Source organism: Parahoeflea alexandrii, assembly GCF_027214025.1.
Taxonomy (GTDB): Bacteria; Pseudomonadota; Alphaproteobacteria; order Rhizobiales; family Rhizobiaceae; genus Hoeflea; species Hoeflea alexandrii_A.
In genome coordinates this window covers 1-19,951 of record NZ_JAPWHB010000011.1, presented here as the reverse complement: position 1 = coordinate 19,951, position 19,951 = coordinate 1, and the positions used below count along the sequence as shown (strand labels likewise).

Sequence of the window (19,951 nt, the reverse complement as noted above, 5' to 3'; positions counted from 1 at the left end):
GTATCAGAGGAGTTCCGGTGTCGCGCTGAAGGGCTGGTTCAAATTCACGACCCGGTCCGCCCAGGTGGTTTCGACCGGGCGATGTGATGCGGTCAGGATCGACGCTTCCGGCAGATATTTCCGGATTCCCTTTAGAACGGCCAGTGCCGTAGCCTCATCCAGCCCTTCGGTCGGTTCGTCGAGCAGGAGCAGTCGCGGTCCGCGCAAGATGCTACGCGCCAATACCAGCCGGCGTGCCTCGCCGCCCGAGAGTCCCGACCCCATCGGTCCCAGCCGGAACTCAAGCCCCCCCTTTGCGCGGACTACGCCAGCCAAGGCCACGGCGTCCAGTGCCCGCCACAAATCGGCATCAACCGCTTCGGGCGCGGCGAGTTGCAGCGCCTCCCTGATTGTGCCGGCCATCAGAGTGCTGCGCTGCGGGACCAGAGTGAGCGTGGACCGCAACTTGGTCTCGTCCCATCGGTCAAGCGGCACGGAGCCCAGGACAATGCGCCCGCTATCGGGGCGCAGAAGGCCGGCGGCGAGCAGCAGCAATGTGCTTTTTCCGGATCCGCTGGCGCCGGTGATGGCAAGGCTTTCTCCAGCCGTCAGACCAAAAGAGACCCGGTCGAGAACCGGCCTTGCCGCATTGGCTCGCCGGAATGACAACTCTTCAATCAGCAAGTCCGCGGTTTCGCCGAAAAGGTTCCCGCCGTGTTCGATACGATCCGATGCCAGCGTCGAATCGACCCTCTGCGCGGCAACCGCCATGCGGCCAAGATCGGCCATCGCCCTGCGCAATGGACCAATGGTTTCTGTCAACGCCAGCGAAGCGAAGAAGCCGATGGCCGCCAATGCCGGGGTGATGGTGCCCGCCTGAGCCAGTGTCATGCCCAGCGCCAGCGCGCCAGCGGCGACGACCGTTCCGGTGAGCGAGAGGGCGAAACCGGCGCGCCGCTCAATGCGGTCGAGCCTGCCCCTGTCGGCCTGTCTTCGGGCGTCCGTCGCCAGCACTGTTTCTCCATGCCGCACCAGTTGCCCATAGACCGCGAGATCGCTTCGTGCCCGGATCAGATCGATGAAACCTGATCGAAAGGCCTGGGAACCGGCTTCTTCGTTGCGGGACGCGTTGGCTGCGGTACGGGCCGCGAGATAGAGCGTCGCCGCGGAAGCGACAAGGAAACCGGAGGCGATCCAGAGGGCGACACCGAGTTCGACCAGCCACCACAGTATTGCGAATGTCAGCAGTTGGGCAGCAAGGCCGGCCGCGATCGGCAGGATCAGCCGCAACGGCACACCGTCAAGCGCATCGACATCCGCCATCAGCCGGTTCAACGCCTGGGGCCCGCGCAACCGCACCAGCACATCATGCGGGGCTGAGATGGTGGCGGCCAGCAGACGTACCCTTATCGATGTCAGGGCCCTGAGCGTCGCGTCGTGGGTCAGAAGTCTCTCGCCGTAGCGGGCGGCGGTTCGTCCGAGCGCGAGGAAGCGCACCATGGCCGAGGGCCTGAAAACGTCAAAGACCGCGCCCATGCCGGCAAGTCCCGCGGCGGCTGCGGCGGTGATGAACCAGCCGGACAATCCCAGAAGGGTGATGCCGGCGACGAGCACGGCGAGGCTCAGCGCCGCACCTCGCATCAGTGCGGTTTTCTGATCCCCAAGGATCATGCGGAAGATGCGCCACAGGGCTCGGCCTCCGCTGTTGTTGCCATCCGGGGTCATGCGCAGGACCCGATCTGGATCGTCCGGTCCATCCGCGCGGCAAGCGCGGGATCGTGGGTGGCGATGATGAGGCTGCAGCCCCGCGCTGCGAGCGCTTGCAGACCCGCCATCACCAGGCCGGCGGTTTCGGCATCGAGATCAGCCGTCGGCTCGTCGGCCAGCAGGATGTCGGGCTGGGCGAAGACCGCCCGCGCCAGTGTGATCCGGCGGGCTTCGCCGCCCGAGAGCCCGCCGCCGGTCTCGCCAAGCAGCGCCTCTGTTCCACCCGGCAGCGCCTCGATGACGGAGCCGACCGCTGCGGCGCGCAAGGATTCGTCGAGGTCGCCGGGCTGTCCGAAGCTGATGTTGTCGGCCAGGCTGGCGTTGATGAAATGCGGGGCTTGCGGCATCCAGCCCAGCCGGGCGCGCCAGGCATCGGCGGTGTCGGCGGTGAGAGCATCTCCGGCGACGGTGATGCGCCCCTCATCCGGCGCAACCAGTCCGGCAAGCAGCCGCAGAAGCGTTGTCTTGCCTGCACCCGATGGCCCCATCAGGGCAACGCTCTCGCCTGGACGGATCGAAATGTCGGGATAGCGGATCAGCCTGTCTCCCATCTGCACGGCTACATTCCGCAAGCCGATCTCGGGAGATCCGGGGAGTTTTCCGGTTTTGCCGCCCTGACCGAGCAATGCCGCCGGCGACTGCTTCCGCCATTCGGCAAGTTCTCCAGCGACGGCCAGTGCGGCCGCCTTGTCATGCCAGGCGGCGGACAGGTCGCGCATCGGTTGATAGAAATCGGGCGCCAGCAACAGGAGGAAGATCCCGGCGGCTGGAGTGAGCGCGGCCGCATATCCGCCGAACTCGATGGCGCCGAGCAGGGCAAATCCGACATAGACCGCAACCATGGCCACGCCGATCGCCGCAAAGAGCTCAAGCACCGTCGAGGACAGGAACGCGATGCTGAGCACGTTCATGGTCTTGGCCCTGAGCTGGTCCGCGCCCCGGGCGAAATCCGAAACAACTGCCGGTCCGGCGTCAAGCAACCTGATGTCGACAAGGGCGGACAGGCGCTCGATCAGCAGATCGTTGAGTGAACCGATATCGGCCATTTGCCGCTGGCTTGCGTCCTTCGCGGCCATCCCGACCAACGCCATGAAGACCGGGATCAGCGGGCCGGAGACAAGGAGCACCAAGCCGACGGCCCATGAAAACCAGAAGCTGAGGGCAAGGATGACCAGCGGAACGGTCATCACACGTGCGCGCGCCGGCGCATAGCGGGTGATGTAGGGTATGATGGCGTCGAGTTTCTCGGTGGCGAGCGCTGCGATGGATCCGGCCCCGCCGCTGTCGGTTGCCCGCATCTCGCGCCGGACGATCTCTTCCCTTGCAGCTGTCACGGCCTTGGTGGCCGCTGCAAAAAGCAAGGCTTCGGCGTGGTAGGCCATCAAGGCGCGCGCGACACCGAAGCCGACGAAGGCGGCCGCAGTCATGACCGGACCTGGGCCGGGGGCCGGACCAAGCAATCCCGAAATTGCCATCGCCACGATCGCCGCCTGCACCGGCCAGATCAGCGACGAGGCAACCGCGAGGATCGAAGCCAGGCGCATCTGTCTACCGACAGCGCGCGTCAACTGGTCCAGCGCGTGCTCGTCGGTCTTGGGGTTCGTGTCTGGCCGTGGGGACATGCGCGCCTGCAAAGTTGCTTTCAAAATGCGTAATATCTGTTCCGGACTGACAGGAAAGTGATCTGAATCAATCCGGGCGGGATCAATGCAGCATATTGTGGAGGTCTGTCGATGCCACCGGAACCGCACCATGCGCCTGACAACCAGAACAAACCTTGCCACCCGTGTGCTGATGTTTTGCGCGGTCAATGATGGCCAGGTCGTCCGTTCGTCCGACATCGCCAAGGCCTGCAATGCTTCGGGCAATCATCTGGGTCATGTCATTCATCAGCTCCAGCAGCACGGTTTTGTCGAGACCATACGTGGGCGGGCAGGCGGGCTTCAGCTCGGCCTCAGGCCGCGCGATATCAGTATCGGCAAGGTCTTCCGCATTTTCGAATCGAGCGTTCCGTTTGCCGAGTGCTTTGCGGGTGAGCAGAATACCTGCCCGCTGACGGCGGAGTGCAGGCTGCGCGGATTCATCTTACGGGCTGTCGAGGCGTTCTATCACGAGCTCGACATGGTCACCCTATATGATCTCGTCGCCGGCAATTGCGGCCTGGAGACCATTCTCAAGCTGGTGCCGGAGAGGCCAGCTTCCTGTTCTTTTAAAGACGCCGCCGAACCGGTCGTCGCCTGAGTCGGGAAGCCCCGCGCCCTGGCGGCAGTCATCGAAATGAACCAGCCGTCTTCCCGGAACCAGCCCTGAGCCACATGCATCGCGATGCCGTCGCGGACGGCCGCCGATCGCCTCCAGATCGCGTTTTCTGGATTCCGGATCAAGCTCCGGATGATACTGATTGACATAATGGCATATTGACATACCATTAGCTTCAACGAGATCTGGAGCCGGTATGAAAACGAAAGACTTGGAACAATCAGGTGTGGTTGATGCTGGGCAGGAACGCTCGTCCGTTCGGCTCGATCCCAATGCCCGGGTACCGCTCTACCACCAGATTTTCCTGATCCTGCGCAACCGTATCTTCGGCGGCGAGGTCCGACCCGGCGAACTGGTTCCGGGCGAGCAGGAACTGGCTGCGGAATTCAACGTCTCCCGCATTACCGCCAAGCGTGCGCTGAACGAACTCGCGGGAGCCGGACTGGTCGTGCGCGAACGTGGCCGGGGCACCCGCGTGACGCACCGGCCGAAAGCGCCGGCGGTGACCTCCTCGATTGATGGCTGGCTCGAAAACATCTCGCTGATGGGCATCGCGACGGAAGCCCGGGTGCTGGATTTCGGTTATCTCGCGGCCAGCGAGGACATCGCCCAGGCGCTTGAACTCGATCCCGGTACTGAAGTTCAGCACGCGGTGCGCGTACGCCGGCTCGACGGAGAGCCGATGTCCTACCTGGTGACCTACGTGCCTGCCGATATCGGCCGGCAATACGACCGCGAGGATCTCGATACCAAACCGCTGTTGCTCTTGCTGGAGCTTGCCGGGGTCAAGGTGGCCTCGGCGCGACAGACCATTTCCGCGACGCTGGCCGATTCCGAGGTCGCCGGCGCGCTTTCGGTTCATGCCGGTTCGCCGCTGATCGAGGTCCGCCGTGTCGTGCGTGACAGTTCCGGACGCCCGGTCGAGTACATCCGGGTTTTGTACCGGCCCGACATCTATCGCTTCGAAATGTCCATGAATCGCGTTCGCGAAAGAGAAGGCATGCGATGGGCGACGCAGACCTCGTCACCGGTCCCGGCCGGCGGCGCTGCAAGCAACATAACCGGGGAACATTGAATCGACCGCCGGTCGACCAAACAGGAGGTGAATGATGGCTGATACGAAGACAACGAAAACCAATTCCGCAGGGGTTCGCCGCCGCGACTTCCTTGCAACCGGTGCTGCGGCTCTCGCCGTTGGTGTCACAGGGTTCCCGGCAGTTCTCAGGGCGCAGGCCGCGCCGGTGAAGATCGGCCTGATCCATCCGGTTTCCGGGTTCATCGCATTCTCGGGCTCGCAGTGCCGGGCCGGTGCCGAAATGGCAATCGCTGACATCAACGCAGCCGGCGGCATCAAGTCGATGGGCGGCGCCATGATCGAGGCGATGCTGGCCGACAGCCAGGGCAAGCCCGATATCGGTGCGGCGGAAGTGACCAAGATGACCGAGGCCGGCGTGCACGGCATCGTTGCCGGCTACTCCTCGGCGATTTCGCTCGCCACCTCGCAAGAAGCTGCCAAGACCAACACGCCGCACGTGGTCGATGTCGGCGTTTCCGATTCCATCGTTACCCGCGGTCTCGCCAACACCTTCCGCTTCAGCCCCGGCTACGGCAAGGTCGCGCAGATGGCGGTCGCCAATCTCGACACCATCAACAAGGCTGCCGGTTCTCCGGCCAAGACCGCGATGATCGTGCACGAGGAATCGCTGTTTGGAACCGGCACCGCCGAACTTCTGTCAAAGCAGCTGCCGGGCATCGGCATCGAAGTGATCGATGTCATCAAGCATGCCAATCCGACACGCGACTTCACCAACATCGCGCTGCAGATCAAGTCGAAGAAGCCTGACCTGATCATTCCGGCCAACTACTATAATGAGTACGTGCTTCTGGCCCGCACCCTGCGCCAGCAGAAGATCGAGGCCATGGGCATCTATTCGGTGCTCGGCGGGGCTGCGTCCAACCTGCAGTTCGTCAACGAGTTCCCGGAAGCAGCCGAGCTGATCATGGACTGCAATCACTGGTACGACCCGAAGTCGGAAGTTGCGCTCGCTCGCCGCAAGGCCGCGGAAGCAAAGGGTCTGGTCTACACCTACGAAGTGTTCCTGGCCTACAACGCCGTCGCCTTCCTCGCTGATGCGATCGATCGCGCCGGTTCAACCGATCCGGACGCCGTCAATGCGGCGATGGCGGCCTCGACCTGGGACCAGCACGGCATGCCCTACGGTGCGACCAAGATGGTCAACGGCCAGAACGAAGGTGCGCAGCCGGTCAACACGCAGGTCCAGAAGGGCGCCATCGAGGTGATCTATCCCGCAGAATTCGCCTCGGCTGAAACTGTCTTCCCGATGAAGATGTAGGTCGTTCGACCGACACCGACGGGCCGGGCGGATAGCGCCCGGCCCGGATTCTCCCATCCGGATCGCGGGCCAGCATGCCAGACAGCGCAATCATCATTCCATCGGTTCTCAACGGGCTGACCACCGGCGGGCTCTATGCTCTCGTTGCGCTCGGGCTGACCCTGATCTATGGCGTCCTGCACATCATCAACTTTGCCCACGGCGCGCTTTTGATGCTCGGGTTATACGCGGTCTATTTCCTCAATGCCCAGTTCGGGATCGATCCCTATGTGTCATTGCTGATCGTGCCGCCGGCGATGTTCGCGCTTGGCTACGGGTTGCAGCGCGGGATCATCGGCCGGGCGAGCCACGGTCGTGATGAAAACATCCTGCTGGTGACGCTTGGGCTTTCGATCATCATCGAGAACCTGTCGCTCTTCTTCTTCCGGTCCGACACGCGGACCGTCGACACACCCTATTCATTCGACGTCGTCGAGATTTTCGGCGCCTTTCTACCTTATCCAAAGGTGGTGGCCTTTATCGGCGCGCTGGTGACGTCCGCATTGCTCTGGCTGCTGATGAGCCGGACCGATCTCGGCCGCGCCATCCGGGCGCTCGCCAAGGAGCGGAAGGGCGCGCAACTGGTCGGCATCAACGCCGATCATGTGTTCGCGATGAGCTTCGGGCTCGGCGTTGCATGTCTCGGCGTTGCGGCCTGCCTTCTGCTGCCGAGCTATTATGTCAATCCACAGGTGGGCGGCGGTTTCGTGCTGATCGCCTTCACCATTGTCGTGCTCGGCGGCATGGGCTCGTTCGTCGGCGCACTGATCGGCGGGCTGATTATCGGCGTGGTCGAGGCACTTGGCGGGCTGTTCCTCGGCGAAAGCCTCGGGCAGATCGGGATCTTCCTGATCTTCATCCTGGTGCTGATTTTCCGGCCGACCGGTCTTTTTGGAGCCAAGGCATGAAGACCGACACCAAATTGCTGATGCTTATCGTTGTCTTCGGTCTGATCGGGCTCGCGCCCGTGCTGATCACGCAGGACTCGCTGCTCAACATCGTGATCATGACGCTTTACGCCGCGCTCCTGGGGCAGGCATGGAACATCCTCGGCGGCTATGGCGGCCAGGTCTCGTTCGGTCACGCGGCCTATTTCGGCACGGGGGCCTACACGGTGGCGGTGCTGCAGGTGCAGTTCGGCATCAATCCGTGGATCGGCCTTGCGGTCGGTGGACTTGCCGCGGCCGCAGTCGGCGCATTCATCGGGTTCTGCACGTTCCGCTACGGCCTGCGCGGCTCCTATTTCGCGCTGGTGACGCTGGCTTTCGCGGAAGTTCTGCGGATCCTGTCGAATTCGGTCGATTTCACCGGCGCCGGCGTCGGCCTGCTGATCCCGCTCGAGCGCAGTGCCGCGAACTTCCAGTTCGCTTCCAAAGCCGAGTTCTTCTGGGTGATCTGGGTGATGACGTTCGCCGCCTTCCTCACCGTCTGGAAGATCGGAAATTCCCGCTTCGGCGCGCAGTTGACCGCGGTACGTGACAACGAGGATGCGGCACGGGCGCTCGGCGTCGATGCCTTTCGGGTGAAGATGGGGGCAATCATGCTCTCAGGGTTCTTTGCCGGTCTCGCCGGGGTGTTCTACGCCCAGTACTTTCTCTACCTCGATCCGCATATTGCCTATGGCGCGGCGATCTCGGTGGAAAGCCTGCTGGTTCCGATCATCGGCGGCATGGGAACGCTGTTCGGCCCGCTGCTGGGGGCTGCCTTCCTGCACGGCCTGTCCGAGCTTTCGCGTGCAGTGATCGGTGACGCGCCGGGGGTCAGTCTCGTGCTCTACGGCGTGTTGCTGGTGATCATGGTGCTGTTTGTCCCGCGCGGACTTGCTGGGCTGATGTCGCATCTCAGGGGCGGAAAGCCCCCGGTTTCCCGTGCAGGGGGAGGCAAAGGCCATGCTTGAGATCTCCAGCCTTTGCAAGAGTTTCGGCGGCCTGCAGGCCTCCCAATCGGTGACGCTGACGGTGCCGCAAGGCGGCATCACTTCGCTGATCGGGCCCAACGGCGCCGGCAAGACCACATTGTTTGCCCTGATCACCGGCTTCCACCGGCCCGATTCCGGCTCTGTCCGGTTTCTCGGCGAGGACATCACCGGACTGCCGCCGGAAGCGATTGCGAAACGCGGCATGATCCGGACGTTCCAGACCGTGCAGCCGTTTGCCGGGCAGACGGTGCGGGAAAACATTGCGGTCGGTGCGCATCTGAAGATCCGCGATCGCGCACAAGCATTGGCGAAGGCAGAGGCCGTGGCGCGGCAGGTGGGTCTCGGTGACAGGCTCGACATGGATGCCGGTTCGCTGACGGTTGCCGGACGCAAGCGGCTTGAAGTGGCGCGGGCGCTGGCGACGGATCCGAAACTGATCCTGTTCGACGAGGTGCTGGCCGGGCTCAATCCTTCGGAAATCCGCGATGTCATTCCGGTCATCAATGCGATCCGTGATGCGGGGGTGACCATCCTGCTGATCGAGCACGTGATGCAGGCGGTGATGAGCCTGTCGGATTACACTTGGGTTCTGAACCAAGGCGCGATCATCGCGGAGGGGCCGCCGAAGGACGTGGTCTCCGATCCCCACGTCATCGAAGCCTATCTCGGCAAGGGCATGGCGGAACGGATCGCCAAGCGGGAGGCCGCCAGTGCTTGAAGTCAGCAATCTGCGCGCCGGCTATGGTGCGGTCGAGGTGTTGCGCGGCATCGACCTTTCGATCAGCAAGGGCGAAATCGTCACGCTGCTGGGCTCGAACGGGGTTGGCAAGACAACGTTCTCGGCGGTTGTCTCGGGGCTGCTTCAGCCCTGGAGCGGATCGATCACATTCGAGGGCAAGCCGATTGCCGGATTAACGCCACAGGCGATCGTCGACGAGGGGCTGATCCAGGTGCCGGAAGGCCGGCACGTGTTTCCCAACATGACGGTGCGGGAGAATCTCGAACTCGGGAGCTACCGGCGCGGCCGGGCCAACAGGTCGAAAAACATCGAGCATGTGGCTCACATCTTTCCGCGGCTGAAGGAACGGTTTGCGCAGAATGCCGGCACGCTTTCGGGCGGTGAGCAACAGATGCTTGCCATCGGTCGGGGCATGATGGCCGAGCCGAAACTGCTCATCCTCGACGAGCCGTCGATCGGTCTTTCGCCGTTGCTGGTCGAGGAGATGTTCAGCCTGATCAAGCAGCTCAACACCGACGGCCTGACAATCCTGCTTGTCGAGCAGAACGTGCTGCAGTCGATGGAGATTGCCGACCGGGCCTTCGTGATGGAGAACGGCGAGATCCGGCTGTCGGGCATCCCCGCCGACCTGATGGATGACCCGGAACTGCAGCGTTCCTACCTAGGGCTGGCGTGATGGCGTCGACGCTTGCACAGAAAATCATCGCCCGCGCGGCGGGACGCGATAGCGTCCGCCCCGGCGAAGTGGTGACGGCTCAGGTCGATCTCGCCATGATCCACGATTCGGGCGGCCCGCGACGGGTCGAGCCGATTCTCAAGGAACTCGGCGTCGGGCTGTTCGATGCCTCCAAGGTCGTGCTGATATCGGACCACTTCGTTCCCGGAGATACCGATGAAGGCGCGCGCATTCTCGAGCTGACCCGGCAATGGGCCAGGGAGCGGAAAGTCGCCTTCCATGACGGCGAAGGCATCTGCCATGTGGTCTTGCCGGAGCGCGGGCACCTGAAGCCCGGCATGCTGGTCGTCGGCGGTGACAGCCACTCTCCGACAGGCGGGGCATTCGGCGCCTACATGTTCGGTATCGGGGCCACAGAAATGGCAGGTGTGCTCGCAACCGGTGAGATCTGGCTCAAGGTTCCCGGCACCATCCTGATCGAATGGCAGGGCCGGCTGTCGCCGGGCGTTCTCGCAAAGGACATCATGCTGGCCCTTTGCGGCCGGCTCGGCATGGATGGCGGCCAGTACCAGGCGGTGGAATACACAGGAGAGGCGATCGCGGCGCTTTCGATGCAGGAGCGGATGACGCTGTCGAACATGGCGGCGGAACTCGGCGGGCAGGCCGGGTTGATCGCGCCCGATGCCACCACCGAGGCCTATCTGGAAAGCGTCGGCGGTTCGGCCGGCGACTGGCTCGGGCTGGTGACCGATCCGGGTGCGGAGCTCGCCGCGCACCACGTGTTCGATGCGTCCACTCTGGAACCGCAAGTGGCAGCGCCACATTCGCCGGCCAACGCAATGCCGGTGACGCAGGCGCCCGAGACCCGCTTCGAGGTGGCCTATATCGGTGCCTGTACCGGTGCGAAGTACGAAGATCTGAAGGGGGCGGCCTCCATTCTCCGGGGCCGCAAGCTGGCGCCGGGTCTTGCACTCAAGGTCGCGCCGGCTTCGATGCGTGACCAGCAACGCGCCGCGGACGAGGGAATCATGGCCGTCTTCGAGGAAGCAGGTGCGCAGGTCCTGCCCAATGCCTGCGGCATCTGTGCCGGATACGGCGCGGACCGGCTGGGCGAGGACGTGACCTGCATTTCCTCGACAGCGCGCAATTTCCAGGGCCGCATGGGTGCGTCATCGTCGAAGATCTGGCTCGCGTCGCCGCTGACGGTGGCGGCATCCGCCATTACCGGACAGATCGCCGACCCGCGTGAATTTCTGAATGACGGCGAGGGCGTGGCATGAGCGGCCGTATCTTTCTGCTTGGCGATGACATCGACACCGACCAGCTGGCGCCGGGCCAGTACATGAAGGGCGGTCTCGACATGCTTGCCGCCCATTGTCTCGAAGCGGCGCGGCCGGATTTCGCCGGATCGGTGAAGCCGGGCGATGTCATCGTGGCGGGCAAGAATTTCGGCATGGGCTCGTCGCGCGAGCAGGCGGCGGAGGCGCTGAAGCACCTCGGCCTTGCAGGTGTCGTGGCAAAATCCTTCGCTGGGATCTTCTACCGCAACGCGCTCAATCTTGGCCTCCCGGTGCTGGTCGCGGACGATATCAGCGCGGTGGAAGATGGAGATGCCGCAAGTCTCGATCCGGCCGCGGGCGAGCTGGTGCTTGAAGCCAGGAACCGTACAGTCCGGCTCGAGCCGTTGCCGGACAATCTCAAGCCGATGCTCGCCGATGGCGGGCTGGTGCCGCACTTGAAAAAGCGTTTCGCTGCGGAACGCGCAAAGGAGGCGGGCGAATGAGCCTGAAACAACGGCTGGGCCGGGCGGAAATCCTGCTCGCTCCCGGTGTCTATGATGCCTTGACCGGCCTGATCGCAGAGCAGTCGGGTGCCGAGGCGGTCTATCTGTCGGGGGCGTCGATCGCCTATACGCGTTTCGGCCGGCCCGACATCGGGCTCGTTTCGATGAGCGAGGTGGCGGACACAGTTGCAGCACTGCGTGACCGGATTGCGCTGCCGATCGTGGTCGATGCCGACAATGGATTTGGCAATGCGCTCAATGTCCAGCGCACGGTGCGGGTGTTCGAGCGCATGGGCGCCAATGCGCTGCAGCTTGAAGACCAGACCATGCCCAAACGTTGCGGCCATCTTGACGGGAAGTCGCTGATCTCGAAGGGCGAGATGGCCGGCAAGATCCGCGCGGCCTGCGATGCGCGGCTGTCGGAGGAAACCCTGGTCATCGGCCGCACCGATGCAATCGCGGTCGAAGGGTTTGACGCCGCGATGGACCGGGCCGAGGCCTATGTCGAGGCCGGCGCCGACATGCTTTTCATCGAGGCGCCGCAATCGATGGAAGAGATCAACCTCATCGTCAAACGTTTTGGCGGCCGCGTGCCGCTGATGGCCAACATGGTGGAAGGCGGCAAGACGCCGATCATCAATGCCAGCGGCTTGCAGGAGCTCGGCTTCAGCTTTGTCATTTTTCCGGGCGGGATCGTGCGCGCCATCGCCGCCACGGCGCGGGATTACTACGCCAACCTTCTGGAATCCGGATCAAATGAGGCTTTCCGCAACCGCATGTTCGATTTTGCCGGGCTCAACGGCGTCATCGGCACCGCCGACCTGCTTGCCAGCGGCAAGCGCTACGATGGAGACACCCAGGAATGACGATTGATCCGGTTACGCTGGCCATTCTGAAAGGCCGGCTGGAACAGATCGCCGACGAGATGGACGCGACACTGTTCCGCTCTGCGTTCAATCCGATCATTGCCGAAGCGCATGATGCCTCGCACGGAATCTACGACGCGAAGACCGGCGACACGCTGGTGCAGGGCAAGTCTGGCCTGCCGATCTTCGTCGGTGTGATGGCGTTTGCGGTCAAGGCGGTGATCGACAAGGCGGCGAAACAGGGGGGCGTGCACGAGGGCGACGTCTGGATCTTCAACGATCCCTATGACGGCGGCACGCATCTGTCGGACTTCCGGCTGGTCAAGCCGGTGTTCCGAGATGGCAAGGTGTTCTGCTATTTGGCGTCTGTCGGCCATTGGCACGATGTCGGCGGCAATGTGCCCGGCAATTACAATCCGGCGGCGACCGAATGTTTCCAGGAAGGCATGCTGATCCCGCCGGTCAAGCTCTATGACCGCGGTGAATTCAGGCAGGACATTGTCGATATCCTGTCTTCCAATTCGAGACTTCCCTTGTCGCTCTATGGTGACTTGAACGGCCAGATCAACGCGCTTCAGCTCGGTGAGAAGCGTATGAACGCTCTGCTTGACGAGTACGGCGACGCCAGGGTGGCCGCCTGCATGGGCGAGCTGACGGCGCGTGCGGCGCAGATGATGCGGGCGCAGATTTCCAACCTGCCTTCGGGCACCGTCTCGGCTGAGGATTTTCTCGACAATGACGGCATCAATGACGAGCCGCTGAAGATCGCGCTCGACCTGGTCATCGACGGCGACCGGATGGTGATGGATTTTTCCCGATCCTCGCCGGCCTGCGCCGGGCCGGTCAATATCTCGCGGGCAACGACGATTGCTGCCTGTTACGTGGCGCTCAAGCACATCTTCGGCGATGTGCCCGCCAATGCCGGGGTGCTGGAGCCGGTCGAATTCCGCATTGACGAGGATTCGCTGCTTTCGGTGAAGGCGCCAAAGCCTGTCGGCGGCTACACCGAGACCATCCTTCGCTTGATCGACGTGGTGTTCCAGGCGGTGGCGCAGATTGCGCCCGAACCGGCGATGGCCTGCGCCTACGGCACCATCAACGCGCTGTCGCTGGCCGGCCACCGTGCCAATGGCCAGCGCTGGGTGATGTTCTCGTTCTTCGGCGGCGGCCATGGCGCGCATGGGGCAGGCGACGGGCTCAACCACGGCAACGCGCCAATCTCTACGGCCACGATTCCGCCGCTCGAAATTCTCGAAGCCGCCTATCCGGTTCGGTTCACGCAATGGGCGCTGAGACCGGATTCCGGTGGGGCCGGAGAGTTCCGCGGCGGACTTGGCGCGATCTATGAAATCGAGCTGCTGGAAAAGCAGGCCGATGTCTTCCTGTTCGGCGAGCGCGGGCGGTTTGCACCGCCTGGCGTGGTCGGCGGCGGCGCCGGGGCTCTCAACACGTTCCACTACCAGCAGGCGGATGGCGACCACGTTCCGCCGATGGCGTCAAAGATTGTCGGGGTCCATATCGACCGCGGCCAGAAATTGCGGCTGGAGACGCCAGGCGGCGGCGGTTACGGCCGCGCCCTTGACCGGAACCCCGAAAGCGTCGCTCGCGACTTGCGCTTGGGCTACATCTCGGCCGAGCACGCCGAAGCCGATTATGGCGTCGTTATCGGACCTGATGGCTGCGTCGATGAAACGGCCACACGAGACCTGCGCGCCCGGGAGACTGCCCAATGACACGACCAGCCTATGTGATCGGCGTCGACGTCGGCGGAACGTTCACCGATGTCTTCATTCTCGACGAAACCAGCGGTCAGGTCTTTACCGCCAAGGTGCCGTCTACCCGTGGCGACCAGTCGAAAGGTTTTGTCGAAGGTATCGCCAGCAAGGTGGATGATTTCTCCGACATCCGCACCGTCGTCCACGGCACGACCGTCGGAACGAACGCGTTGCTCGAACGCAAGGGCGCGCGCACCGGCATCATCACCACCGAAGGCTTTCGCGACGTGCTGGAAATGCGCCGCCGCGACCGGCCGACGACCTGGGGCCTGAAGGGCTCCTTCACTCCGGTGGTGGAACGGCCCGACCGGGTGGAAGTGCGCGAGCGTGTGCTCGCCGACGGTTCCGTGCTTGAAGCCGTCGATGTGGCCGAGGTCAAGGCGCGAGCCGCCGAGCTCGCCGACGCCGGCTGCGAGGCGGTCTGCGTCTTCTTCATCAATGGCTACGCCAACAACGACAACGAACTCCGCGCCGTCGAGGCCGTGCGCTCGGTCTGGCCCAATGCCTATGTTACGGCGGCCACCGAAATCCTGCCGGAGATCCGCGAATTCGAACGGCTGTCGACTGCGACGCTGAACGCCTATCTGCAACCAGTCGTCTCGTCCTATCTGGACAAGCTGGAAAAGGGGCTGGCCGGCAAGGGCTTTGACGGCGACATCCTGATCGTGCAGTCGAATGGCGGCGTGATGTCGATCGACATGGCCAAGCGCTATCCCGTCAAGACCGCGCTCTCGGGGCCGGCGGCAGGGGTCATCGCAGCCACAGCGATCGCCAAGGCGGCGGGTTTCGACAACATCATCACCTGCGACATGGGTGGCACCTCGTTCGATGTGTCGCTGGTCGCCAACAATGAAGCCGCGCTGGCGGCGCAGACAGCCATCGATTTCGGCATGGTGGTGCGCACGCCGATGATCGAGATCACCACCATCGGCGCCGGCGGCGGCTCGATTGCCTCGCTTGACAAGGGTGGATTGTTGCAGGTCGGCCCGGAATCGGCGGGCTCCGACCCCGGCCCCGTCTGCTACGGGCTCGGCAATGACCGGCCGACGGTGACCGACGCCAATGTGGTGCTCGGCCGGATCAATCCGGACCGCCCGATCGGCGGCAAGCTCGCGCGGCTCGACGTCGAGGCTGCAAGGCTGGCCATCGATACGCATCTGGCCACGCCGCTCGGTCTGTCGATCGAACAGGCGGCGGAAGCGATTCTGCAGCTTGCCAATGCCAAAATGGCCGGAGCGATCCGACTGGTCTCTATCGAGAAGGGACATGATCCGGCGAAATTCTCCGCCATGCCATTCGGTGGCGGCGGCGCGCTGCACACGGGCGCGCTGATCAAGGAAGTGGGACTCGCCTCGGCATTGGTGCCGCGCTTCCCGGGCGTGACATCGGCGCTCGGCTGTGTCGTGGCCGACATGCGCCACGACCGGGTTCAGACGGTCAACCGCCTGCTCGACCAGATTGATGCCACGGAACTGGGCGCCGAGATGATGCGCGTCGGCGATGAAACCGAATCGCTGCTCGAAAGCGCGGGCGTGGCCTTCGCCCGGATCGACCGGGTGGTCGAGCTCGACATGCTCTATCTCGGCCAGACCCACACGGTGAATGTCGCTATCGCCATCCCGGATACCGGGCTGACCATGCAAGGTATTCGAGGCGCCTTCGAAACCGCCTACCGGGAGGCATACGGACGGCTTCTCGACGGCATTCCGATGCGGGTGATGAATTACCGCATCGCCGTGATTGGCCGCCGGCCGAAGCTGGATATGGCGGTCTTCGCCCCGGTTGTCGGCAAACCGGCGGATGCCTGCCGGATCGGAACACGTAATGTGTTCGCCGAGGGGGCATGGCATGAGGCCGGAGTCTACGAGCGGCTGCAACTGGCTGTCGGCGCCACAATTGCCGGGCCGGCATTGCTGGAGCAGGCCGACACGACGATCTTCGTCGATCCGGGTCTTGTTGCCGTTGTTGATGCCTTCGGCAATCTTGTCATCACCCCGGGAGTCTAGATCATGGCAAACCAACCCTTCGATCCGAGCCGCACAGGCCTGCTGATTGTCGATTTGCAGAATGATTTTCTGCACCCCGACGGCGCCTATGCACGTGGCGGACAGAAAAGCGCGGATATCGCCGCGCTGCCGGCGCGAGTGCTGCCCGTGGCCGAGGCGCTGAGGCAAAAAGGTGGCTGGATCGTCTCGACCCAATTCACGCTGGTACCGGGAAAGGGCGGGGAGCCGTTCATCTCGCCGCATCTGAAGCAGATCAGGCCATTCTTGGCCAAAGGCGACTTTGCGCCCGGCAGCTGGGGGCATGCGTTGGTGGACGAGTTGCAGCCGGCCGATCTCTCCGTCGAGAAAGTGGCCTACTCGGCGTTCTACATGACGCGGCTCGAATGGGTGCTGCGCAAGGCCGGGATCGACACTTTGATGGTTTGTGGCATCGTCACCAATGGCGGCGTCGCGTCCACCGTGCGCGACGCGCATGTGCGTGATTTCTCGACTTTCGTGCTGAGCGACGGGTGTGCCGCGTTCTCACGCGAGACGCATGAGCGCGCGATCGGTGATCTGTCGACGGTGGCGAAGACCATGACCTGCAGCGAGGCGGCAGACCTGATTGCCGGAGCCTGAGATGAACAGCCAGCGGATATCGCGTGAACCGCCCGTGCGCATCGATGCCGAGGCCGAAGTCGTTGTCATCGGCGCAGGGGCTTGCGGTCTGGTTGCGGCGTTGCGGGCCAGGGCTGCCGGCGCCGACGTTGTCATGCTTGAACGCGATGCCTCTCCCACCGGCTCCACCTCGATGTCGTCCGGGTTCGTGCCAGCTCCGGCCACACGTTTTCAGCGCGCCATCGGCGTCGAGGATGACACGCCAGGTCGTTTCGAGACCGACATCCTGTCCAAGTCCAAGGGCAAATCGATTGCCTCTCTTGCGCGCCTTGCCACTGAGACCATCGGCCCGGCGCTCGAATGGCTGAGCGATGCGCACGGCCTCGAGTGGATCGTGCTGGATGATTTTCTCTATCCCGGCCATTCGCGGCACCGGATGCATGCGGTGCCCGAGAAGACCGGTGCAGCACTGGAAGCGCGGCTGTTGGCTGCGGCCGAGGCAGCGGGAATACCAATTGTGACCGGAGCGCATGTCACCACTCTTTACACGGAGGGAAAGGACCGGATCGCTGCGGTCGGGATCACCCGGCCTGATGGCGCCAAGGAAGTGCTGGCTTGCCAAGCGCTGGTGCTCGCCTGCAACGGTTTTGGCGGCAACTCCGCGCTGGTGCGGCGGCACATTCCCGAGATCGCCGACGGTCTCTACTACGGACACCGGGGCAACACCGGCGATGCGCTGATCTGGGGCAAGGCGCTGGGCGCGCGCATCGAGCATCTGTCCGGCTATCAAGGCCACGGCTCGCTGGCGCATCCGCACGGCATCCTGATTTCCTGGGCACTGATGATGGAGGGGGGCATCCAGGTCAACAGCGAGGGCTTGCGCTTTTCCAACGAACATGGCGGCTATTCCGAACAGGCGGTCAATGTGCTGGCGCAGCCGGGCGGCATCGCCTGGAACATCTACGATGCCCGGCTGCACGCATTCGCCCAGGGCTTTCCCGATTATCGGGAGGCAATGGCGGCGGGCGCCATCCGCGAGGCAGCAGACGTGACAGCGCTTGCCCGCGCGACCGGCTTGCCGGAAGCGGCGCTGGCGAGGACGCTTTCCGAAGTGGCGACTTATCAATCCGGCGAGACACCCGATCCGCTCGGCCGCGATTTCACCGGCAAGCCGGTGCTGGCGGCGCCGTTCCATGCGGTCAAGGTGACGGGGGCGCTGTTTCACACCCAGGGTGGCCTGATGATCGATGACCAGGCACGGGTGGTGCGCGAGGATGGCACGCCGTTCGCCAACCTGTTTGCCGGGGGCGGAGCGGCTTGCGGGGTCTCCGGCCCGGATGTGGCGGGTTATCTTTCCGGCAACGGTCTCTTGACGGCCATCGCCTTCGGCTTTGTCGCCGGCGCGTCTGCGGGAAAACTCACGTCTGCTAAGGGCTCCTGAAGCTCTTGCGAAACCGCTCGTTGAGCCGCGCAACACCCGTTTCGGGTGCAAGTCGTCCGCGCAGCACATCGGCGACGATGTCCGATCCTTCTTCCTGGAATTGCATGTAGCCATCGTGGCGTGGCCGGAGCCAGGCGGTCTCGTGGGTCAGGCGTGTGTTGAAGTAGGTGTCGAGCACGGGGGCGTTGACCGCGGGGTCGCTCCAGGCCAGCGCGTTGCCCGGCTGGCCATTGGCTTCGGCATAGAGACCGGACTGGCATTCGGCGCCGGCAAGCCAGACGGCAAACTCGGTGCAGAGCTCCGGATAGGCGGTCTTCGACGAGATTGCGATGCCGGTGCCTCCCAGGGCCGAGCCCAAAGGGCCGGCGCGGCCCAGCACCGGCATGTCGGTGAAGCTGATGCGATTGGCCCGATAGCCTTCATTGGCGTAACCCTTGTAGAGGTAGACCAGTGGCGCGAGGTGATGTCGGCCGGACGTGGCGAGTTCATCCAGCACCGCAATCGGGTCCATTGCATAGAAGGCTTCATCCATGTGGCGGGAGACTGCGCGGAGTGCGGCCAGGACCTGCAGCCCCGTCTCGATGTCGATGAGATCGCCGAAGCTCGTGGCGCAAGGACGGCCGAGATTGGCGGCAAGGGTGAAGAAACTCATCAGCACGTGCGGCGATCGCAGCGGCCAGATGACCAGCCCGTCTTCCGCCTTGCGGATGACATCGCTCCAGCGCTTGACGCGGGGCGAGAGATCGGCGCGGTGAGCCTGGACCTGGGTTGCGGCATCGATCGGCAGCGCCCATTGCTTGCCATGAAGGAAATAGCTCTGGAAGCTGCGGCCGACGGAGTGGTTGGCGAGTTCGGCCAGCGCATCCTCACTGGCATGGGTCTCGAATGGCAGAAGACAGCCCTGCTCGGCGACGGAGCCGACATGCGGATGATCAATCACCATCAGATCGTACCTGGCCGCGAGTTCCTCCACCGGCGTCGTCTCGAATCCCTGCAACGAGCGCTTGTCCCAGGAGATGCAGACGCTGGGACGTGATTTGGCAAAAGCTGTGGCCGCGGCGACGACCGGATCGTATCCGCGCGGATCCGACCAGGTCATGCCCTTCAATTTGATCAAGGCTGTCATGAGTTCCTCCAGAATGCCGGCGAGAGTCTACAATCATGCATTCATTTATAAAAGATGTATTTATATATCGGTATCGACTTGATGAGGCGGCCATATGGTGGCTGGTCCGCGAAATGGCCGCGACCGCCGAGACCCGTTGAGGCGGTCCAGTCAGGTTGCCGCTGCGCCCGAATGGCGCGATGTCGTTCAAGGGACGCATCCGGTCGGCGACCGGTATGGTCCGGCGCGGTGCCGGCTCGGCCAATGGATAGGTTGGCTGAGCCGAAGTTGCAAACAGTTCAGGATTGCCGAACCATCTGGCTGGACGCGGCGAGCGCCTTGCGCTCAGAACCGAGACGCTCCGCGTCGATCCCCCGGACGGATCTAGGCAGTTCCTCGTCGTTTGGTCGGTTTCTCAGCCTTGGGGACACCCTGAAAACCCGCCATGAAGCAGGTCTTCGAACTGGCAGGGTCCGATCATCTGTTGATATCCTATTGAAAATACGTCCCAATCCCATGTTTTCCGGGCTTTCCGGCGATGCCCGGCCAAGTTTTTTCCGCCCGGTCAAAAAAAATGACAGATTTACGAAAAAATGCAGTTGACTCTTTTGGTGGGTGCCGCCTATAAACCGCTCACACAACGAGGG

The 19,951-nt window shown here is 63.5% G+C and carries 18 protein-coding genes; 14 read left to right on the top strand and 4 right to left on the bottom strand.

Going from position 1 to position 19,951, the window contains the following annotated elements; all coding sequences use genetic code 11:
- Positions 1-3: 3 nt before the first annotated feature.
- A complete protein-coding gene (locus tag O4H62_RS24840) occupies positions 4-1,704 on the bottom strand; it encodes an amino acid ABC transporter ATP-binding/permease protein (RefSeq protein WP_269391578.1) in 1,701 nt (566 codons plus the stop codon).
- Positions 1,701-3,368, bottom strand: coding sequence for a thiol reductant ABC exporter subunit CydD (gene cydD, locus O4H62_RS24835; protein WP_269391577.1), 1,668 nt, complete (start codon positions 3,366-3,368; stop codon positions 1,701-1,703). Before cydD ends, O4H62_RS24840 begins: the two co-directional genes overlap by 4 nt.
- A 130-nt stretch (positions 3,369-3,498) precedes the next feature.
- Between cydD and O4H62_RS24830 the strand changes: the two genes are divergently transcribed.
- From O4H62_RS24830 to O4H62_RS24765, 14 genes are all read left to right on the top strand, one after another.
- Positions 3,499-3,987, top strand: a complete 489-nt coding sequence (locus O4H62_RS24830; protein WP_269391576.1) for an RrF2 family transcriptional regulator — start codon at positions 3,499-3,501, stop codon at positions 3,985-3,987.
- A gap of 214 nt (positions 3,988-4,201) precedes the next feature.
- On the top strand, positions 4,202-5,080 hold the full coding sequence (locus O4H62_RS24825; protein WP_269391575.1) for a GntR family transcriptional regulator: 879 nt from the start codon (positions 4,202-4,204) through the stop codon (positions 5,078-5,080).
- A gap of 34 nt (positions 5,081-5,114) precedes the next feature.
- A complete protein-coding gene (locus tag O4H62_RS24820) occupies positions 5,115-6,359 on the top strand; it encodes an ABC transporter substrate-binding protein (RefSeq protein WP_269391574.1) in 1,245 nt (414 codons plus the stop codon).
- 74 nt (positions 6,360-6,433) lie between these two features.
- Complete coding sequence (locus O4H62_RS24815) at positions 6,434-7,306, top strand: branched-chain amino acid ABC transporter permease (protein WP_269391573.1); 873 nt, start codon at positions 6,434-6,436, stop codon at positions 7,304-7,306.
- The gene (locus tag O4H62_RS24810; protein ID WP_269391572.1) at positions 7,303-8,295 is read left to right on the top strand and encodes a branched-chain amino acid ABC transporter permease; all 993 of its coding nucleotides are present in this window, start codon (positions 7,303-7,305) and stop codon (positions 8,293-8,295) included. The genes O4H62_RS24815 and O4H62_RS24810 overlap by 4 nt, the downstream gene beginning before the upstream one ends.
- Positions 8,288-9,034: an ABC transporter ATP-binding protein gene (locus tag O4H62_RS24805; RefSeq protein ID WP_269391571.1), complete on the top strand. Its 747-nt coding sequence runs from the start codon at positions 8,288-8,290 to the stop codon at positions 9,032-9,034. Before O4H62_RS24810 ends, O4H62_RS24805 begins: the two co-directional genes overlap by 8 nt.
- Complete coding sequence (locus tag O4H62_RS24800; protein WP_269391570.1) at positions 9,027-9,731, top strand: ABC transporter ATP-binding protein; 705 nt, start codon at positions 9,027-9,029, stop codon at positions 9,729-9,731. The genes O4H62_RS24805 and O4H62_RS24800 overlap by 8 nt, the downstream gene beginning before the upstream one ends.
- A complete protein-coding gene (locus O4H62_RS24795; RefSeq protein WP_269391569.1) occupies positions 9,731-11,011 on the top strand; it encodes a 3-isopropylmalate dehydratase large subunit in 1,281 nt (426 codons plus the stop codon). Before O4H62_RS24800 ends, O4H62_RS24795 begins: the two co-directional genes overlap by 1 nt.
- Positions 11,008-11,514 (top strand): 3-isopropylmalate dehydratase, encoded by a 507-nt coding sequence (locus O4H62_RS24790; RefSeq protein ID WP_269391568.1) that lies wholly within the window; start codon positions 11,008-11,010, stop codon positions 11,512-11,514. The genes O4H62_RS24795 and O4H62_RS24790 overlap by 4 nt, the downstream gene beginning before the upstream one ends.
- Complete coding sequence (locus O4H62_RS24785) at positions 11,511-12,380, top strand: isocitrate lyase/PEP mutase family protein (RefSeq protein WP_269391567.1); 870 nt, start codon at positions 11,511-11,513, stop codon at positions 12,378-12,380. The genes O4H62_RS24790 and O4H62_RS24785 overlap by 4 nt, the downstream gene beginning before the upstream one ends.
- Positions 12,377-14,113, top strand: a complete 1,737-nt coding sequence (locus O4H62_RS24780; protein WP_269391566.1) for a hydantoinase B/oxoprolinase family protein — start codon at positions 12,377-12,379, stop codon at positions 14,111-14,113. Before O4H62_RS24785 ends, O4H62_RS24780 begins: the two co-directional genes overlap by 4 nt.
- Complete coding sequence (locus O4H62_RS24775) at positions 14,110-16,161, top strand: hydantoinase/oxoprolinase family protein (RefSeq protein WP_269391565.1); 2,052 nt, start codon at positions 14,110-14,112, stop codon at positions 16,159-16,161. The genes O4H62_RS24780 and O4H62_RS24775 overlap by 4 nt, the downstream gene beginning before the upstream one ends.
- Before the next feature lie 3 nt (positions 16,162-16,164).
- Positions 16,165-16,779 (top strand): cysteine hydrolase family protein, encoded by a 615-nt coding sequence (locus O4H62_RS24770; RefSeq protein ID WP_269391564.1) that lies wholly within the window; start codon positions 16,165-16,167, stop codon positions 16,777-16,779.
- Position 16,780: 1 nt separating this feature from the next.
- The gene (locus O4H62_RS24765) at positions 16,781-18,199 is read left to right on the top strand and encodes an FAD-dependent oxidoreductase (RefSeq protein WP_269391563.1); all 1,419 of its coding nucleotides are present in this window, start codon (positions 16,781-16,783) and stop codon (positions 18,197-18,199) included.
- Here the strand turns inward: O4H62_RS24765 and O4H62_RS24760 are convergent.
- On the bottom strand, positions 18,186-19,325 hold the full coding sequence (locus O4H62_RS24760; RefSeq protein ID WP_269391562.1) for a carbohydrate ABC transporter substrate-binding protein: 1,140 nt from the start codon (positions 19,323-19,325) through the stop codon (positions 18,186-18,188). The genes O4H62_RS24765 and O4H62_RS24760 overlap by 14 nt on opposite strands.
- Before the next feature lie 278 nt (positions 19,326-19,603).
- On the bottom strand, positions 19,604-19,951 hold a 348-nt coding region (locus O4H62_RS24755; protein ID WP_269391561.1), incomplete at its 5' end, for a hypothetical protein.